General features: G+C 67.9%; 19 protein-coding genes and 1 tRNA gene. 11 read left to right on the top strand and 9 right to left on the bottom strand.

The window, feature by feature from the left end; translation table 11 throughout:
- Positions 1-23: 23 nt before the first annotated feature.
- The 6 genes from MAE01_RS06745 to MAE01_RS06720 all read left to right on the top strand — a co-directional run bounded on the left by MAE01_RS06745 (position 24) and on the right by MAE01_RS06720 (position 6,592).
- On the top strand, positions 24-509 hold the full coding sequence (locus tag MAE01_RS06745; protein ID WP_147038779.1) for a ribose-5-phosphate isomerase: 486 nt from the start codon (positions 24-26) through the stop codon (positions 507-509).
- A 1-nt stretch (position 510) separates the two neighbouring features.
- The gene (locus tag MAE01_RS06740) at positions 511-1,521 is read left to right on the top strand and encodes an Fpg/Nei family DNA glycosylase (protein WP_147038778.1); all 1,011 of its coding nucleotides are present in this window, start codon (positions 511-513) and stop codon (positions 1,519-1,521) included.
- 45 nt (positions 1,522-1,566) lie between these two features.
- The gene (locus MAE01_RS06735) at positions 1,567-3,057 is read left to right on the top strand and encodes an alanine/glycine:cation symporter family protein (protein ID WP_147038777.1); all 1,491 of its coding nucleotides are present in this window, start codon (positions 1,567-1,569) and stop codon (positions 3,055-3,057) included.
- Positions 3,058-3,086: 29 nt separating this feature from the next.
- Positions 3,087-3,731 (top strand): FMN-binding negative transcriptional regulator, encoded by a 645-nt coding sequence (locus MAE01_RS06730; RefSeq protein ID WP_147038776.1) that lies wholly within the window; start codon positions 3,087-3,089, stop codon positions 3,729-3,731.
- Positions 3,728-5,209 carry an amidohydrolase gene (locus tag MAE01_RS06725; RefSeq protein ID WP_147038775.1) on the top strand — a complete coding sequence of 494 codons (1,482 nt, stop codon included), beginning with the start codon at positions 3,728-3,730 and terminating at the stop codon, positions 5,207-5,209. The genes MAE01_RS06730 and MAE01_RS06725 overlap by 4 nt, the downstream gene beginning before the upstream one ends.
- A 72-nt stretch (positions 5,210-5,281) precedes the next feature.
- Positions 5,282-6,592: an HNH endonuclease signature motif containing protein gene (locus MAE01_RS06720; protein ID WP_147038774.1), complete on the top strand. Its 1,311-nt coding sequence runs from the start codon at positions 5,282-5,284 to the stop codon at positions 6,590-6,592.
- Positions 6,593-6,664: 72 nt separating this feature from the next.
- On the opposite strand, the gene MAE01_RS06715 is transcribed toward MAE01_RS06720, so the two are convergent.
- Positions 6,665-7,150, bottom strand: coding sequence for a Dps family protein (locus MAE01_RS06715; protein WP_147038773.1), 486 nt, complete (start codon positions 7,148-7,150; stop codon positions 6,665-6,667).
- Between the two features lie 140 nt (positions 7,151-7,290).
- Here MAE01_RS06715 and MAE01_RS06710 point away from each other — a divergent pair, with 140 nt between their 5' ends.
- The 3 genes from MAE01_RS06710 (at position 7,291) to MAE01_RS06700 (ending at position 8,568) form a co-directional block, all read left to right on the top strand.
- Positions 7,291-7,830 (top strand): gamma carbonic anhydrase family protein, encoded by a 540-nt coding sequence (locus MAE01_RS06710; protein WP_147038772.1) that lies wholly within the window; start codon positions 7,291-7,293, stop codon positions 7,828-7,830.
- Between the two features lie 13 nt (positions 7,831-7,843).
- Positions 7,844-7,917 (top strand) — tRNA-Ile (locus tag MAE01_RS06705).
- A gap of 21 nt (positions 7,918-7,938) precedes the next feature.
- The gene (locus MAE01_RS06700) at positions 7,939-8,568 is read left to right on the top strand and encodes a cyclodeaminase/cyclohydrolase family protein (protein ID WP_147038771.1); all 630 of its coding nucleotides are present in this window, start codon (positions 7,939-7,941) and stop codon (positions 8,566-8,568) included.
- Here MAE01_RS06700 and MAE01_RS06695 read toward each other — a convergent pair.
- Positions 8,549-8,791, bottom strand: coding sequence for a hypothetical protein (locus MAE01_RS06695; RefSeq protein ID WP_147038770.1), 243 nt, complete (start codon positions 8,789-8,791; stop codon positions 8,549-8,551). The genes MAE01_RS06700 and MAE01_RS06695 overlap by 20 nt on opposite strands.
- Before the next feature lie 17 nt (positions 8,792-8,808).
- Entirely contained in the window at positions 8,809-10,806 is a 1,998-nt protein-coding gene (locus MAE01_RS06690) for a DUF262 domain-containing protein (RefSeq protein WP_147038769.1), read from the bottom strand.
- A 177-nt stretch (positions 10,807-10,983) separates the two neighbouring features.
- Between MAE01_RS06690 and MAE01_RS06685 the strand changes: the two genes are divergently transcribed.
- Both MAE01_RS06685 and MAE01_RS06680 read left to right on the top strand, forming a co-directional pair.
- Positions 10,984-11,757: a hypothetical protein gene (locus MAE01_RS06685; protein ID WP_147038826.1), complete on the top strand. Its 774-nt coding sequence runs from the start codon at positions 10,984-10,986 to the stop codon at positions 11,755-11,757.
- Between the two features lie 139 nt (positions 11,758-11,896).
- Positions 11,897-12,400, top strand: a complete 504-nt coding sequence (locus MAE01_RS06680; RefSeq protein WP_147038768.1) for a DUF3145 domain-containing protein — start codon at positions 11,897-11,899, stop codon at positions 12,398-12,400.
- Between the two features lie 133 nt (positions 12,401-12,533).
- Here MAE01_RS06680 and MAE01_RS06675 read toward each other — a convergent pair whose 3' ends face one another.
- From MAE01_RS06675 to MAE01_RS06650, 6 genes are all read right to left on the bottom strand, one after another.
- Complete coding sequence (locus MAE01_RS06675; RefSeq protein WP_147038767.1) at positions 12,534-12,995, bottom strand: ASCH domain-containing protein; 462 nt, start codon at positions 12,993-12,995, stop codon at positions 12,534-12,536.
- Complete coding sequence (locus MAE01_RS06670; protein WP_147038766.1) at positions 12,995-14,236, bottom strand: beta-ketoacyl-[acyl-carrier-protein] synthase family protein; 1,242 nt, start codon at positions 14,234-14,236, stop codon at positions 12,995-12,997. The genes MAE01_RS06675 and MAE01_RS06670 overlap by 1 nt, the downstream gene beginning before the upstream one ends.
- Before the next feature lie 69 nt (positions 14,237-14,305).
- The gene (locus MAE01_RS06665) at positions 14,306-14,554 is read right to left on the bottom strand and encodes an acyl carrier protein (RefSeq protein ID WP_147038765.1); all 249 of its coding nucleotides are present in this window, start codon (positions 14,552-14,554) and stop codon (positions 14,306-14,308) included.
- A gap of 68 nt (positions 14,555-14,622) precedes the next feature.
- Positions 14,623-15,624 carry a beta-ketoacyl-ACP synthase III gene (locus MAE01_RS06660; protein WP_147038764.1) on the bottom strand — a complete coding sequence of 334 codons (1,002 nt, stop codon included), beginning with the start codon at positions 15,622-15,624 and terminating at the stop codon, positions 14,623-14,625.
- The gene (locus MAE01_RS06655) at positions 15,621-16,541 is read right to left on the bottom strand and encodes an ACP S-malonyltransferase (protein ID WP_147038763.1); all 921 of its coding nucleotides are present in this window, start codon (positions 16,539-16,541) and stop codon (positions 15,621-15,623) included. Before MAE01_RS06655 ends, MAE01_RS06660 begins: the two co-directional genes overlap by 4 nt.
- Positions 16,542-16,634: 93 nt before the next feature.
- On the bottom strand, positions 16,635-17,828 hold the full coding sequence (locus MAE01_RS06650) for a PucR family transcriptional regulator (RefSeq protein ID WP_147038825.1): 1,194 nt from the start codon (positions 17,826-17,828) through the stop codon (positions 16,635-16,637).
- Between the last annotated feature and the right edge of the window lie 22 nt (positions 17,829-17,850).

Here is a 17,850-nt window from a genome sequence, read left to right as displayed (position 1 = left end):
CCGGCGCTTCTAGGATGGTGAGCATGCGCATCCACATCGCCACAGATCACGCGGGTCTGGAGTTCTCGACCCAGCTGCAGGAGCATCTGAGCTCCCTCGGACACGACGTCGTCGACCACGGCCCTGTCGAGTACGACGCGGTCGACGACTACCCGGCGTTCTGCATCCGTGCAGCGCAGGCCGTCGTGGCCGACCAGGCGGCGGGCGTCGAGGCGCTCGGCGTCGTCTTCGGCGGATCTGGCAACGGCGAGCAGATGGCCGCGAACAAGGTGCACGGCATCCGCGCGGCGCTCGTGTGGAACCTCTCCACCGCCGAGCTCGCGCGCGAGCACAACGACGCCAACGTCATCTCGATCGGCGCGCGCCAGCACACCTTCGAAGAGGTCGTCTCCTTCATCGAGCGCTTCATCGCCACGCCGTTCTCCGGTGACGAGAGGCACGTCCGCCGCATCGGGCAGATCGCGGACTTCGAACGCGACGGATCGCTGCTGCCCGACCCCCGCGCCTGACATGCCCGAGGGACACTCCGTACACCGGATCGCGCGGCAGTTCGACCGGAACTTCATCGGCAAGACGCTGCACGCGTCCAGCCCGCAGGGCCGGTTCGCCGAGGGCGCCGCTGTGCTCGACGGTCGTGAGGCCGTGAGCGTCAAGGCCGTCGGCAAGCAGATGTTTCTCGAGGCAGAGGGCGACCTCTGGCTGCGGGTGCACCTCGGTCTCTACGGTGCGTGGGACTTCGCGGGGGAGATCCTGCTCGATCCCACCATTGCCTCGGCGAACGGCCGGATGGGGCAGACCAACCAGCGCGGCACGGATCCGGATCTGCTCGACGACGCGCAGATCCTCGACGACGTGGGGGAGAACTCGCTCGCATCCATCGGCGCTCCGCGACGCACCCGCGTCCACGTGCGCATGTCGGAGCAGACCAAGGGCCTGGAAGACGAGGGAGCCGAGTGGCCGCCTCCGATCGTGGGGCAGGTGCGACTGCGCCTGATGACAGACATCACCGCGGCAGACCTGCGCGGGCCGACGGCGTGCGTGCTGCAGACTCCCGACGAGATGCTCGCGACCGTGGCGAAGCTCGGACCCGATCCGCTCGTCGGCGATCCGGCGGAGAACGAGGAACGGTTCGTCCGCGCCGTGCGCAAGAAGGGCACCGCGATCGCGCTGCTCCTGATGGACCAGTCCGTCGTCAGCGGCATCGGCAACGTGTACCGGGCCGAGATGCTGTACCGGGCGCGCCTGAATCCGCACACGCCGGGCAAGGCCGTGCCGGAGGAGATCGTCCGGCAGCTCTGGGAGGACTGGGCGCGGCTGCTGCCGCTCGGCGTCGAGACCGGCCAGATGATGACCATGGACGACCTGTCGCCTGCCGACTACCGTGCGGCGATGGCGAGCCGCGACGACCGGCACTGGGTGTACCACCGCGCCGGCCTTCCATGCCGGGTGTGCGGCACCGAGATCGTGCTCGAAGAGCTCGGCGCGCGCAAGCTGTACTGGTGTCCGCGCTGCCAGGCGTGACTAGGGTGGTTCCACCGACTGCAACGACGCGAGACAGGAGCATGCATGGACCTCACCGGACTCCAGACCGCACTTGAGACCTTCAGCGGTTGGATCTGGGGGCCCTGGTTCCTGATCCCGCTCCTACTGGGTACCGGTCTGTACCTGACGATCCGGCTCGGTGGCCTGCAGTTCCTGCGCCTCGGATCCGCTCTGCGGCTCGGTCTCTTCACGCGTAAGGACCCCGGATCGGACGGCGACATCTCGCAGTTCCAGGCGCTGACCACCGCGCTGGCCGCGACGGTCGGCACGGGGAACATCGTCGGCGTCGCGACGGCGATCGGCATCGGCGGACCGGGCGCCCTGTTCTGGATGTGGATCACCGGTCTGCTCGGGATGGCATCGAAGTACTCGGAGGCGTTCCTCGGTGTGCGCTTCCGCACCACGGATGCCGCCGGCGAGAAGAACGGCGGTCCGCAGTACTACCTCGAACGAGGCATCCGGGGTCCGCTGGGCAAGGTCCTCGGACTCTCATTCGCCATCTTCGCGGTCATCGCCTGCTTCGGCATCGGCAACATGACCCAGGGCAACTCGATCGCCACGAACCTCGAGTCGAGCTTCAACGTGCCCACCTGGGTGACCGGCATCGTCCTCACGATCTTCGCGCTGAGCGTGCTGGTGGGCGGCATCAAGTCGATCGGCCGCGTGACCGCGGGTCTCGTCCCGATCATGATCGTCTTCTACGTGCTCGGAGCGATTTACATCCTCATCGCCAATGTCGGGGCCTTGCCTGCGGCCTTCGCGCAGATCTTCACCGAGGCGTTCACCGGCACCAGCGCCGTGGGCGGCTTCGCGGGGTCGGCGATCATCATCGCCGTGCAGTTCGGCGTGGCACGCGGGATCTTCTCGAACGAGTCGGGCATGGGGTCCGCCGCGATCGCGGCCGCTGCCGCGCAGACCAGCCACCCGGTGCGCCAGGGACTCGTGTCGATGACACAGACCTTCATCGACACGATCATCGTCGTCACCTGCACCGGGCTGGTCATCATCGCCACCGGCACCTGGAATCAGATCGACCCGGAGACAGGCGAGCAGATCAGTCCGGCCCTCATGACCGGCGAGGCGTTCTCGCACGGACTGCCGGGCGACTGGGGCCACATCATCGTGACGATCGGACTCGTGCTGTTCGCGGGCTCCACGATCCTCGGATGGTCGTACTACGGAGAGCGGAACATCGAGCGCCTGCTCGGCCGTCGGGCGGTCATGCCGTTCCGCATCATCTTCTCGCTCGTCGTCTTCATCGGATGCACGGTGCAACTCGGGGTGGTGTGGGCCTTCTCGGATGCGATGAACGGTCTGATGGCGTTCCCGAACCTCATCGGGCTGCTGGTGCTGTCGGGCCTCGTTGCGCGTGAGACGAAGCAGTATCTGAAGAACGACCCGAAGCTGCGCGCCACCCGTGACGAGGTGGACGCCTTCATGGCGGGGACGCCAGGGTGGGAAGAGTGGAAGACCGAGACGATCTCGGTCGTCGAACCGGGGCAGCGCAGACGTTGACGGCGACCGCGCCGTCGTAGGCTGAGGGGATGCGCCAGAATCCCAGCTTCACCTTGGCCGACGTCGCGGAGATGCGCCGGGTGATCGAACAGAATCCGTGGGCGACGATCGTCAGCGCGGCCGATGAGGGCCAGGTCGCTTCGCACTACGTCATGATGCTCGACGAGGATCGCGACGACCTCACGATCGTCGGGCACGTGGGACGTCCGGATGACCTGATCCACGGCATGGGCGAGCGCGAACTGCTCGTCGTCTTCCAGGGCCCGCACGGGTACGTCTCGCCCGGCTGGTACGGAAAGGACACCCAGGCGGTGCCGACCTGGAACTACATCGCGCTGCATCTCGCCGGGGTTCCCGAGATCCTCGGCGACGACGAGAACCTGCGGGTTCTCGACCGGCTCGTCGAGCGCTTCGAAGGACGGATGCCGGACCCGCGTCTGATGTGGGAGCGCCCGAACGACGAAGCGTTCGTGCGACGGCTCGCCGCCGGCACGGTCGGATTCCGGCTCACGCCGACACGCGTCGTCGCCAAGCGCAAACTGAGCCAGAACAAGGATGCCGCGACAGTCGAGAACGTCATCGCCGAGCTGCAGGGCGATGGCGTGTACGCGAATCCCGCCCTCGCCGACGAGATGCGAAGAGCACAGGATGCTCGGCCGGGACGAAAGGCATGACAGAGGTCGGTGACGCCGTCGCCGCGGTTCGCGGTGTGCGCATCGCCGGCCCCGGCCGTGAGCATCTCGCGGATTCGGAGCCGGTGGACATCCATCTCGACGGTGACCGCATCGTCGACATCGCGCCGGCCGGAGCTGTGCGCCCGCGTGGGTCGGTCCTCGAGGGCGACAGCGCGTGGGTGGTGCCGGGGCTTTGGGACAACCATGTGCACACGATCCAGTGGGCGCTCGCATCTGAGCGCGAGCCGCTCGGTGACGCATCTTCGGCCTCGGAGGCTGCGGCGCGGATGTCGTCTGTCGCCCCGCTCGCAGACGGCCGCCGCGTCGGAACCGGCTTCCGTGACGCCCTGTGGCCGGACGCGCCCTCACTCGAGACGCTGGATGCTGGCACAGGTGGCGCGCCGACGTACCTGATCAACGCCGACGTCCACAGCGTGTGGCTGAACTCGGCCGCGCTGCAGCGCGAGCGGTTCTCGTCGCCGGACGGGATGCTGCGCGAGGAGGACGCGTTCGAGATCTCGAAGCGCCTGAACTCCGTCGAGACCGCGCACGGCGATCGCGCGGTCGCTGCCGCCGGCGCCGCTGCCGCCGCCCGCGGTGTGACGGGAATCGTCGATTTCGACATGGCCTGGAACGCCGATTCCTGGGCGCGTCGGGTGGACGGCGGATTCGGGTCGCAACGCGTGGAGTTCGCGGTCTACCTGTCAGATCTGACCCGGGCGATCGAGGAGGGCCTCAGAACCGGCGAGCCGTTGACGGGAACCCGCGGGCTGGTGCGGATGGGGCCGTTCAAGGTGATCACCGACGGGTCATTGGGCACGCGCACGGCCGCGTGCTCGCACCCGTATCCCGGCGATGAGGCGGACCTCGGCGTGATGAACGTCTCGCCCGACGATCTCATCGATCTGCTGACTCAGGCCACCGGCGCCGGCCTCGGCGTCGCGATCCACGCGATCGGAGACCGCGCGGTGTCGTCGGCGCTCGACGCCGTGACGGCGACCGGAGCCACGGGCACGATCGAACACGCGCAGCTCGTCAAGCACGCGGACATCGCGCGCATCGCGCGTCTCGGGCTCGCGGCGAGCGTGCAGCCCCAGCACGCGCTGGACGACCGCGACCTGGTGGAAGGTTACTGGGCACAGCAGACGGCGCTCGGCTACCCCATGGCGTCGCTGCTGCGGGCCGGCGCGGAAGTGCGATTGGGATCGGATGCCCCGGTGGCACCGTTGGATCCGTGGCAGGCCATCGCCGCATCCGTGTACCGCACCGACGATGAGCGGGAGCCGTGGCATCCAGAGGAGCGGCTGACGCTCGACGAGGCGCTGGTGGCCACCGTGCGCAGCGAGGTGCGGCCCGGTGAGCGTGCAGACCTGGTGCTGTGCGGCGCCGACCCCCATGCTGCTTCGATGGCGACGCTGCGCCGGATGCCGGTGTCGGCGACCCTGCTCGGGGGACGGCTCACGCACCTCGGGCGATGACCTTCAACCCGAGGTTGAACGTCCGGTGCGTATCGATGTTCGAATGTCGGTGGCCCCGAGTTGAATGGGGGTATGACGACCTCGGCGATGACGTCTCCGGCACTGAACGCGCTGCTGGACGATCTCGTGCGCACGATGGCGTCGATGGAGCAGACGATCAATCAGCTCACGGCGGTCAAGACGGCAATGCTGGCGACCGCCGCGCGGATCGCCGACGACGAGCCGTTCGACTCCGTCGACTCCCGTGAGATGGCGCATCGCGCGGTGGCGACCGAGCTCGCCGCCGCGCTGCGAGTGAGTGATCGCACGGTCGAGTCGCAGATGGACGATGCCGTGCTGCTGGTCACGGACTTCCCGCAGACCGCGGCTGCGTTCTACAGAGGTGCCGTCTCGCATGCCCACGTGCGGATCATCCTCGCCGCAGGTCACGCGATCGAGAGCGCAGAGGGGAGGGAGCGCTTCGAGAGCATCGTGCTGCCGCGCGCCGAAGCGGAGTCTCCCAATCGATTCCGTCCCTTCGCCAAGCAGACGGCGGAGCGACTTCGCGAGGTCTCATTCACCGAGCGGCACCGCGAGGCGCGCGAGAATCGCGGCGTATGGATGCGGGATCATGAGGACGGCATGGCAGAGCTTGTACAGTACGGGCCGACCGCGCTCATCCGCGCCGAGCATGATCGCCTCACTCAGATGGCGTTCGAGGTGAAGCAGGAGAACGCGCGGCTGGGCAAGGCGATGGCTGAGGATGACTTCGCCGACCAGCGCACCATGAACCAGCTGCGATGCGATCTGCTGGCCGACCTCGTGCTGACGGCGACACCGACGGGGCACCTGGGTGCAGATGGGCTGCTCGGCGAGATCCGGGCGCATATCGACATCACCGTCCCGGCGTTGACGCTCACGGACCCGGATGAGCTGGCAGCGCCCGCACACCTGGAGGGCGTGGGGCCGGTGGATCCGGAGACGGCGCGGATCCTGGTCGGACACGCGCCGGGCTTCGACCGCGTCCTGACCGACCCGGTGTCCGGTTCCGTGCTCGGAGTCGACCGCTATCGTCCCTCGGCCGAGATGCGCCGCTATCTGCGTGCCAGGGACCGGCGTTGCCGCTTCCCCGGCTGCCGTATGCTCGCGCGGATGTGCGATGGCGACCATACGGTCGATCATGCTCACGGCGGGCCGACTGAGATCGGAAATCTCGCCGACTTCTGCCGCCGACATCACGTGACCAAGCACAACACCCCGTGGAGGGTACGACAACTCGGCGGTGGGATTCTGGAATGGACCAGTCCCACCGGCAGGATCCATGTCGATCGCCCACCGGGCGTCGCCACGCACGTGACATTCGAAGACGTCGAAGAGCGGATGCCGGTGCCCGCGCCGTTCTGAACGCGCGCTGTCCCGCCCCGACACGACGAAGGGGCACCGGGACGGATCCCGGTGCCCCTCGCAGGAGGTGTGTTACTCGGCGATGTGCGCGACGAGGAACCAGCGGTCCTTCTCGAGTCCGCGCATGATCTCGATCGCGACATCCTGGCTGGTGAGGTCGACCTCGTCGAGACCGTCGATGGCGGCCTTCGTGTCGACCAGGATCGCGTCGATGTCGGCGATCACGTTACGGATCAGGTCGCTGGACTGCGCGAAGCCGGCGGGAACCTCGGAGCCGGCACCCTTCTCGGCGACGGCCTTCACACGGGCGTCGATCGGCAGGCCGAGAGCGACGATGCGCTCCGCGGCGGTGTCTGCGAAGTCACCGGCGTGAGCGACGATCGTGTCGAACAGCTCGTGCACGCCGACGAAGTTCGCGCCGCGAACGTGCCAGTGCGCCTGCTTCGTGTTGATCGTCAGGGCCTGCAGGCCCAGTACGACGGGGGAGAGGAACTGCGACGCGGCGGCTGCCACGGTCGGGTCGCTGGCGGTGGTGGAAACGGTCTGCGCCTTGCTCATTATTTGTCCTCCATTACGGCTTTTCGATGCCTGATGGACACAACGCTACTCAGCCTGAGGCATTCCGCAAGCAAGCTGAGGCTGGGCTTATCACCCCGAAAATCCGCGGAACGACGCGGAAGTCAGGATAGTCTCACCTCATGAGCATCTCCTCGTCGGCCTCCGTCCTTGCCCTTGCGAACAAGACCCCGAGCATCGTGGAAGACGCGTTCGTCGCCGACGGTGCGCGCGTGATCGGCGACGTCGTCATGGAGGCAGGATCCAGCGTCTGGTACAACGCGGTGCTGCGCGGCGACTCCGCCGGAATCGTGCTCGGCCGTGGCAGCAACGTGCAGGACAACGTCTCGGTGCACGTCGACAGCGGGCACGGCGTCATGGTCGGCGAGAACGTCTCAATTGGGCACAACGCCGTCGTGCACGGCTGCACGATCGGTGACGGCTCGCTGATCGGAATGGGGTCGGTGATCCTCAGCGGTGCCGTGATCGGCCGCGGATGCCTCATCGCCGGCGGCGCCGTCATCCTGGGCGGCACCGAGATCCCGGACGGCTCGCTTGTGGCGGGCGTGCCGGCCAAGGTTCGCCGTGAGCTCTCTGCGGAGGAGCGTGCGGACCTCATCCGCAACGCGGAGATCTATCACGAGCACCTGCGTACGCACGAGGACGCGGTACGGCTCGGATAGAGTGGACGCGCTAGGGGCGGTGGCCAAGCTGGTGAAGGCAGTGGGCTCATAACCCAACGATCGCGGGTTCAAGTCCCGCCCGCCCTACCGATCGATAGTGTGACCCGCATGGATGACTCCCGCGTGCCGACGTCCGCACCTCTTTCGACGTGGCTTGCGGAACTGGCGCAACCGAGCGGCGCGCCAGGAGGAGGTGCCGCGTGCGGAATCATGGTCGGCCTCGCGGCCGCCCTGCTGGGAATGGTCGCCGAGTACACCCCCGGCGATGTGCGCGCGACGGAGTGCGCGGCGCGACTCGTCGACCACCGCGCGGCGGCGCTGGAAGCGGCCGAGGAGGACGGGGTCAGATCAGTCGAGTTCGGTGCCGCTCTCGCGATGCCCGCCGACGACCCTGAGCGGGACAGCCGCGTCCGGGACGCCGCGGTCGTGGCCGCCCGTTCCTCGGCGGCACTGGGGGAGGCGGGCAGAAGCCTGTTGCCCGAACTCGTCCTGCTCGCCGAGATCGGAAACCCGTCGCTCAGGGCTGATCTGGCCGTCGCGGCAGAGGCGCTCACTGCGGGCATCGCCGGTGCTTGCGTCAACATCAGCGCGAATCTGCAGACGGCGCGGAAGCACGGTGCGTCGACGTCGGCAGTCTCTGATTCAGAAGCGGCTCACGCGATCCTGAATGACGCGAAGAAGGAGACTGCGACGATCGCCGATCAGATCTCCGCGCGGTTCACAGCGGACGCGCCGTGATTGCCTCGTCTCCGAGGTCCTTCCGCGCGGTGCGAAGGCACTTGGTGCACAGCAGCTCCACCGTGCGCGGGTGATCCTCCCCGCACGTGCAGTCGATCGTCACGCGCCACTTCGCCCGACGTCCGCACGGCGCGTACGCTTCGTCATCGCCGTGGTCGCACTCGCACTCCAGCGGGACGTCGTCGTCCCAGCCCAGCGCGATCTCATCGAAGGTCAGATCCACGGGAACATCCTGCCGCATCACATCACGTTCCCGATGTAGGAGTACTTCACGAAGACCTCGGCGGAGATCGCGGATTCCTCCAGCACACCCTGCAGAGCATTCATCATGTAGTTCGAATCCCACCCCATGTAGAGGTAGTTCTCGTCGTCCAGGGCGTCCCACTGGCCCTTCCACGCCATCTCGGAATAGATCGGTCCGCCGTGCGCTGCACTGTACCTGAGGGCCGCTGCCCGGTCGTCTGTCCATGCGCGACGGAACACGCGATTGAACAGCGCCCGGACGTCCTTGACCTCCCAGTGCTCTCCGCGATACTCGACGTAGTCGAACTCGCGGTCCCAACCTGCCGGCCAGCCGCGGCGGCGCACGGCGTCCAGTACGGGTGTGAGACCGTCGTCGTCGATCTCCGGAAGCGCGGGACGCGCCCACATCCGCAGCAGGGATGCCGAGAGTCGCACGCTGCGCTCGCTGATCGCAGAGGTGCTCCAGCCGACGAGCTCGGCGAGAGCCCTGGTCTCGTCGACGTCGCTGCGGGCGTAGGCCTGAGCGCTCTTCTCCGGGAAGGATGCACCGAACACGCGCTCAGCCAGCGGCTGCTCGAGAAGAGTGAGGTTCCCGAGCGTCGGCGCGAGCGCACGATGACTGTTCTGCTCGTCGTCGGAGTACTCACTCCACGAGCGGATGCCGTCACCGGACCACGCCTCGCCAGGAAGCAGCGGAACGATGTGCTCGATGTCGTACCCCTCGGCATCCGGCACGTCCTCGAGACGTCCCAGCACGTACGCCGCGTGAGGCAGCTCCACATACTTGAGGACGGCGCTCACTCGCTCGTCGGACGGCGTGATGCGGGCGAACGCGCGCATCAGCGCGTCGCGTCCCTCAGCGCGCGCCCGGCACAGCCGCGCGATCAGCCGTTCCGCCGGAAGACCGACCAGGGCGCGGCGCAGATAGAGCGCCTGCGTCCACTCGAGAGTCTCGATCAGCTCCTCGCGGGTGATCAGCCCGCGTGCGTGGTCGCTGTACGCGCTCATCGCCAGCGGATATGCGGCCCGTCCGAAAGTGTTGATGTAGACCAGCTGCCGGCGGATCTCGGCATCCGCTTCCAGGGACGGGTCGAGCAGGATGCCGTAGATCTCGGCGTAGTGGCGCCAGATCTCGGCATCCGCCTGAAGGTGCTGCGCATCCACGCTGGGGAACGAGCGGCGGAACGCCGCATACACGCCGTGCTCGCCGTCCGCCGCCACCTCGCGGCCCGTCGTCATGACCAGGTAGTGGCGCCAGAACGCGCCGATCATCTCACCGGTGTGCTGCTCGATCGGGAGCCAGAAGCGCGCCTCCACGTCGAGCTGCTCGGCGTGCGTCAGCCCCATCAGGATGTAGTTGTGGATGAGCTCGTGATCGCGCAGCGGCTCACCCGTGGAGTTCAGGCTCTCGAAGATCTGCTGCGCGTTCGCCTGTGCTCCGAGCGTGATCGAGACGTGCTCGAGACGCTGCAGGCCGCGCCAGATCCGCGGCGCCTCATCTGCATGGACCTGGCTGCGGAAGAACGCATAGTTGTCGTCGAAGCGCGACTCGCGCTCGGCGTCTTCGCGACGATCCAGCACGACCGACTCGTAGAGGTGCGCCCAGGCGTCGTGGGGGCGGAGTTTGGTGCGCGAGGGGTCTTCGGCGCGCACGAGGACCCGCTCGAGCTCGGCGGCCATCCCGGCATCCGTGTCGCGGACCGCGTGGTGCAGGGCAGCCACCAGCAGCATGAGCGTGGTGATGCGCTGCTGGCCGTCGATCAGGATCAGGTCGGTCTCGGCCGAATCCTGCGCCGAGAGGATCGACCCGATGAAGTGGCGATGCGTGTCGTCCTCGCCGGCCACAGCACGGATGTCGGCGAGCAGCCGCTCGCATCCGCCGATGTCCCACCGGTACTGGCGCTGGTAGACGGGGACGACGATGGCGGTGCCCGGAGCGGAGAGCCACTCGATGGTGTTGACGGCGGTCGCTTCGACGTTCGTGGCGGTTGCCATGGTGTTCGCTTCTGCTCCTCACATCGGCGGCACCAGTCGCTCCGCCATCATCAAGTCTAGTGCGGGTGCGATTTTCACGGCCGTGTCCTCAGGCGCGTTCAGTCGGCGCTGTTAGGCTTGCCTTATCAGGGCCTGTTAAAACGTGCTGGCCCCCGATGAAAGGACATGACTCAGATCATGGGATACATCAAGTCCGCAGCGCTCGAGGAAAAGGGCTTCGTCGTCCTCGACAGCTACAACCAGGAGCTCGACCCCAAGGAATGGCTCGACATCGAGTACGTCGACTGGAAGTCGTCCGGTGACACCCGCTTCGCGCCGCTTGCCAGCGCCAAGGGTGACATCGAGTGCAACGGCTTCTGGAACCACAAGCCGCCGCGCACCGACAAGGACGGCGTCTGGATCCCGGAGCAGACCGAGAAGGCGCCGATCCTGACGCGCCGCGCGCAGGAGCCCGGCGCGAACGTCGGACGCTGCCGCATCATCGAGCTGCAGCCGACGCCGTACGGCGAGTGCCTGTACAACCTGCACCAGGACGACAACAACCGTCTGAACCCCGACGGCACCGGCTGGGTGGTCCGCGGGTTCTTCAACCTGACCGACGACAAGGACAGCTACTTCGTCCTGCGTGAGAACCGCACCGACCCGAGCATCGAGTACCGCATCGCTCTGCCCGCCGGTGCTCAGCTCATCGTCGACACGCAGCGCCTGTGGCACGCCGCAACACACAACGGCACCGAGCCGCGCTACTGCCTGATCACGTCGTGGACCTCGGGTCCCGAGCTCGACGCCTACATCGAGAAGTACAACGGCACGGACGACGTCCCGAACGTCGAGGTCCCGCAGGACGTTCTCGAGGCCGGCTACGCCGAGCAGGCCCGGAAGGATGCCGCTCGCGCCGCCTACTACGCCGCAAAGGGTCAGCAGGCCAAGCTGGCCATGAGCGAGGCGTAAGACACTCCCACAGAACCCGCCGAATCACACGCTTGTGATTCGGCGGGTTCTGCGCGATAATCGCCGTATAACCGCATATTCACGCCACTCTCGTGGAACAGGTCGTAGGGGAAGACGCACCTGATGAAACGGAGAGATCATGGCGACGGCTTACGCACGCGGAGTGGTGTACATCCACTCCGCGCCTCGCGCGCTCTGCCCGCACCTGGAATGGGCGGTGGGACGCGCCATCGGTCGTGCGGTGAACTTCGACTGGGCGGACCAGCCCGTGCTCGAGGGATCTCGCCGTGCCGAGTTCTACTGGGACGGACCGGTCGGCACCGGTGCTGCTCTTGCGACCGCGATCCGCGGCTGGGAGCACCTGCGCTTCGAGGTCACCGAGGATCCCACGCCCCGCAGCGACGGCGGACGCTGGCTGCACACGCCTGATCTCGGCATCCACTACGCGCAGACCGACGCAGCCGGGAACATCGTGATCGGCGAGGACCGCATCCGCTACGCCATGGAGATCGCCGCCGGGAGTGCGATCGAACTGCAGCGGGAACTCGACGTCGCGCTCGGATCCGGGTGGGACGAGGAGCTCGAACCGTTCCGTCACGCCAGTGACGATGCCAGCGTGGTCTGGCTGCACAAGGTCGGCTGACCCGACACCACGAACTCGGGGCGCTGGGAGGCGTCAGTATCGGAAGCCGGTGAGCATCCCGGCACCTGAGAACGCGAATCCCACGCCCCGCATGACGAAGGCCTCGCCCGAACGATCGGGGACGAGGCCTTCGTCATGCGGCGTGAACGAGACGGAACCGCTCGCACAGCACCGGCATGTCGGGCGCGAACCCGCGTGGACCCTCGGAGTACTCCCGCCAGAAGCGCTCGTGCACCTCTCGCCAGTATGCGAGGGTGCGATCACCCTCGCCCTCGGCGTGCGCATGCTCCGCTGACACCTGGTCGAACGGGACGGTCTGCAGCGACGTCGTCTCGAGGACAGCCCGCGGCATGCCGGCGCCGTCGAGGATGACGCTCAGCTCGCCGACCGTGGGAAGAGGATCGCCGGTGGATTCGTAGTCCCATATCGAGGACGCAGTGCCGGTCTTGACCCCTGCGAGAACGAGCTCGAGCAGCTCGTCGGCGTGCGCCGGGGTCGCGCCGAAAGCCCATGCCTCGGGAACCGCGGACGGCAGCTCAGGATGAGCGGCGCGCACCTGCTCCCAGTACAGTGCGACCGCGTCAGAGTCCGGCATCAGCCCTCGTAGTCGGCGAACGCGGCGACGGCGTTGTGGCCGCCGAAGCCGAACGAGTTGCTGATCGCGAGCTGCGGGCCATCGCCGAGAGGCTGGGCATCGCCGGATACCAACAGCGGGATCTCAGGATCCTGCGTGCTGATGTTGATGGTCGGCGGTGCGATCCGATCGCGGATGGCCAGGATCGCGTAGATGGCCTCGAGCGCTCCGGTGCCGCCGAGCAGGTGGCCGGTCGAGGCCTTGGTGGCGGAGACCGGAATCTGGTGGACGCGGTCGCCGATGACGTTGCGCAGTGCGATGTACTCGTTCGGGTCGCCCACCGGCGTCGACGTCGCGTGCGCGTTGATGTGGGTGATCTCGTCAGGGGTGCGGCCTGCGACCTCGAGCGCGAGGCGCACGGCGCGCTCGGCGCCGCGACCCTCGGGGTCGTTCGCTGTGATGTGGTACGAATCGGCCGTCACGCCGCCGCCGACGAGCTCGGCGTAGATCTTCGCGCCGCGGGCCTTCGCGTGCTCCTCGGTCTCGAGGATGAGGACTCCTGCGCCCTCGCCCATGACGAAGCCGTCGCGATCGACGGAGTAGGGACGGGATGCCGTCGCCGGGTCGTCGTTGCGGCGGGACAGCGCCTGCATGGAGGCGAAGGATGCCACAGTGATCGGGTGGATCGCGGACTCGGTGCCGCCGGCGATGACGACATCGGCGAGACCGGCCTGGAGGTGCTCGTAGGCGTTCACGAGCGATTCGGTGCTGGAGGCGCAGGCGGAGGCCACTGTGCGCGCGAAGGCGCGCGCCTGGAAGTGCAGGGAGAGGTTGCCCGCCGCCGCGTTCGGCATGAGCATGGGGACCGTCATCGGCATGACGCGTCGCGGCCCCTTCTCGCGCAGCGTGTCCCACGCGTCGAGGAGAGTCCACACGCCGCCGATCCCGGTCGCGAAGTCGATGCCGAGGCGCTCGGGGTCGACATCGGGGGTTCCGGCATCCTCCCAAGCCTCCATCGCGGCGACCATCGCGAACTGCGACGAGGGGTCGAGCCGCTTCGCCTGGGGACGCGCGAGAACGGTCTCCGGACGGACGATGGCCTCGGCGGCGAAGGTCACGGGGAGCTCGTACTCTGCCACCCACTCGTGTTCGAGCGAGCGGCCGCCGGACATGCCCGCGAGCAGGTTGGTCCAGTTCTCCGGGGCGGTGCCGCCGATCGCGGAGCTGGCACCGATTCCGGTGACGACGATGCGCTTGGTCATTGCGTGAGGTTCCTTATCGAAAGTGAGGATGCCACGCTCCGCGTGCACGGAGGTGGCATCCTGCGGGTCTTACTCCTGACCGGCGACGATGAAGTTGACGGCGTCGGCGACGGTCTTGAGGTTCTTGACCTCGTCATCGGGGATCGTGACGCCGAACTTCTCCTCGGCGTTGACGACGATCGTCATCATCGAGATCGAGTCGATGTCGAGGTCGTCGGTGAAGGACTTCTCGAGGGCGACCTCGGAGCTGTCGATTCCGGTCTCATCGGTGACGAGCTCGGCGAGGCCGGCGAGGACCTCATCGTTGGTGAAAGCCATGTGGATTTCCTCTTTCTTGCGGGTTGTGTTCGGAACCGTTGCCCAGTCTAGGGAACGGCGTACGTGGTTCAGGGGAGGACGACGACCTGTGCGGCGAATACGAGCCCGGCGCCGAAGCCGATCTGGAGGGCGAGACCGCCGGAGAGCTCCGGGTGCTCGGCCATCAGCCGGTGACTGGCCAGCGGGATGGACGCGGCAGACGTGTTGCCGGTGGTCTCGATGTCGCGGGCGATCACCGTGGTCTCGGGCAGCTTCAGCTGCTTGGCGAACTCGTCGATGATGCGCATGTTCGCCTGGTGAGGGATGAAGGCCGCGAGATCGGACGCTTCGATGCCGGCGACGTCGAGCGCTTCGCGCGCGACCTTGGCCATCTCCCAGACGGCCCAGCGGAACACCGCGGGCCCCTCCTGGCGAAGCGTCGGCCACGGGACCTCGCCGTCGCGGAACTGGGTCAGCGTGCCGTTCATGGCGACGACCTCGGACTTCGAGCCGTCCGAGCCCCACACCGCCGGTGCGATTCCCGGCGTCTCACTCGGTCCGACGACCGCGGCGCCCGCACCGTCGCCGAGTAGGAAGGAGATGCTGCGGTCAGTGGGGTCCACGACATCGGAGAGCTTCTCGGCGCCGATCACGAGTGCGTAGTGCGCGGCACCCGACCGGATCAGCGCATCGGCCTGTGCGATGGCGTAGGCGTAGCCGGCGCACGCCGCATTCATGTCATAGGCCGCTGCCGGGTTGGCGCCGACGCGGTCGGCGACGATGGCCGAGACGGAGGGGGACTGGCGCGGGTTGCTGATGGTGGCGACGATGACAAGATCGATGTCGGATGCCGGGATGCCCGACTTCTCGATCGCCTCGGCGCCGGCGATGGCGGCGAGATCGACGGCGTCGGTCTCCTTGTCGGCACGCACTCGCGTGACGATGCCCGTGCGCTGGCGGATCCACTCGTCGCTGGAGTCGATCGGACCGATCAGATCATCGTTCGGGACGGCGTTCTCGCCGCGTGCCGCGCCGTAGGCGAGGATGCGGGTGTACTGCGGGCCGCTGGCCTGCTTGAGAGTGGCGGTCATGCGGCTGCTCCGTTCAGCAGCTCGGCCGCTGCATCGAGGTCATCTGGGGACTTCACGGCGACGACGGGAGTGCCGCGCAGGCCGCGCTTGGCGAGCCCCGCGAGGGCGCCCGCCGGCGCGAGCTCGATCATGCCGGTGATGCCGGCGTCGGCGAACGAGGCCATGCACAGGTCCCATCGCACGGGCGAGGAGACCTGGTCGACGATGAAGTCGAGCGCGTGGGCCCCGGAGGCGACGATCGAGCCGTCACGGTTCGTCCACAGGGTGAGGTCCGGATCGTTCGGCGTCACGTCGGCCACGGCGGAGCGCAGGGCGTCCACGGCAGAGGACATATACGACGTGTGGAATGCTCCCGCGACCTGCAGCGGGATCACGCGCGTGCCCTTGACCGGCGCCTCGGCGAGAGACCCCAGAGCGGGCAGGGCGCCGGCGGCGACGATCTGACCGCCGCCGTTGTAGTTCGCGGGAGTCAGCTCGAGCTCGGCCAGACGCTCGAGCACGGCCTGCTCGTCGCCGCCGATCACGGCGCTCATGCCGGTGGGGGTGTGCGCGGCGGCATCGGCCATCGCGCGCCCGCGGATGCCGACCAGTCGCATGGACTCCTCGGCCGCGATCACGCCGGTGCCGACGATCGCGGCGAGTTCGCCGACGGAGTGACCTGCCACGCCGTCGGCGCGGCGGCCGGCGCGTTCCACGAGCGCCTGCGAGGCGATCAGGGATGCCGCGACGATGAGCGGCTGCGCGATGCGCGTGTCGCGGATCGTGTCGGCGTCGGATTCGGTGCCGTGTGCGATCAGGTCGACTTCTGCGGCCTCGGAGTACCGGGCGAGGCTGTCGGCCACGCCGTCGAGCTCGAGCCAGGGTGCGAGGAAGCCGGGGGTCTGTGAGCCCTGTCCAGGGCAGGCGACGACAATCACCTACCCAGTCTGCCAACGATCATGCCGAAACGGTGGATGTACCCTCACAAGATTCCCGGATTCGTTTGTGCGTGGCGCACAGCGGTCTCGGGCTCAGCGGGCGCGGCGTGCGGCCGGTCGCCGACGCACCGTCTCGGCTGTTCCGATCGAACCGAGGATCAAAGCCGTCTGCAGGATCAGCGCTTCGCGCGGGCCGGTGGCATCCCAGCCGATCACTTCGCTCACGCGCTTGAGGCGGTAGCGCACGGTGTTCGGGTGCACGAACAGCTCCCGCGCGGTAGCCTCCAGCGAGCGTCCGTTGTCGAGATAGCTCCACAGCGTCGTGACGAGGTCAGTGGAGTGCGCCTGCAGCGGCCGGTAGATGCGGTCGATCAGCGTCTGCTTCGCGAGCGGGTCGCCGGCGAGAGCGCGCTCGGGGAGGAGATCATCGGCCTCGACAGGACGCGGCGCGGTGCGCCAGGCGCGCGCGACCGCGAACCCCGCGAGAGCCGCGCGGGCACTCTGCCCGGCATCCACCAGGGCAGCGACGGGCGGTCCGAGCACGACGTAACCCGGGCCGAACGACGGCTCGAGGCGCGTGGCGATCTCGTCGAAGGCGAGGTCCTCCTGCTCCTCCTCGCGACCGGGCACGTGGGCGCGGCCGAGCACGAGCACGAGCCGTGACCCCTGCACGCCGATCAGAACATCGACGGAGAGTTTGCGCGCGGTGCGGCGGACATGATCGACGTCGAACTGAGGGGGAGTCGTGCCGACCAGCACGCACACCTCGCCGTGACCGTGCCAGCCGAGGGCTGCGATGCGGCTGGGCAGCTCCTCGTCCGCCTCGCCGGTCAGGATGGAATCCACGACCAGGGCTTCGAGCCTGGCATCCCAGAGCCCTCGTGCCTCGGCGGCGCGGGCATAGACGTCGGCGGCTGCGAAGGCGACATCGCGCGAGTACAGCAGGATCGCCTCGCGCAGATCCTCGCCCTTCCCAGCAACGCGCTCCTCGGTGACTTCGACGGTCACGCGGATCAGCTGCAGCGTCTGGGTGAGGCTGACGCTGCGCAGCAGCTCGCGCGGCGCGGCGGCGAAGATGTCAGCGGCGATCCACGGCGTGGATGTCGGGTCGTCGAACCACTGGATGAATGAGGTGATGCCGGCCTGCGCCACCAGCCCGACCGCAGAGCGGCGGGCCGGTGGCATGTCGGCGTACCAGGGCAGCGTCTCCTCGAGTCGCTGGATCGTCGCGGTCGCGAGATCACCCGAGATGCGACGCAGCCAGGCAAGCGTCGCGGTCTTGTCCATCGACGCGGGAGACGATGCGGTC

Origin of the sequence: Microbacterium aerolatum (assembly GCF_007988825.1) — a bacterium.
Taxonomy (GTDB): domain Bacteria; phylum Actinomycetota; class Actinomycetes; order Actinomycetales; family Microbacteriaceae; genus Microbacterium; species Microbacterium aerolatum.
This window is presented reverse-complemented; position numbering and strand designations above follow the sequence as displayed.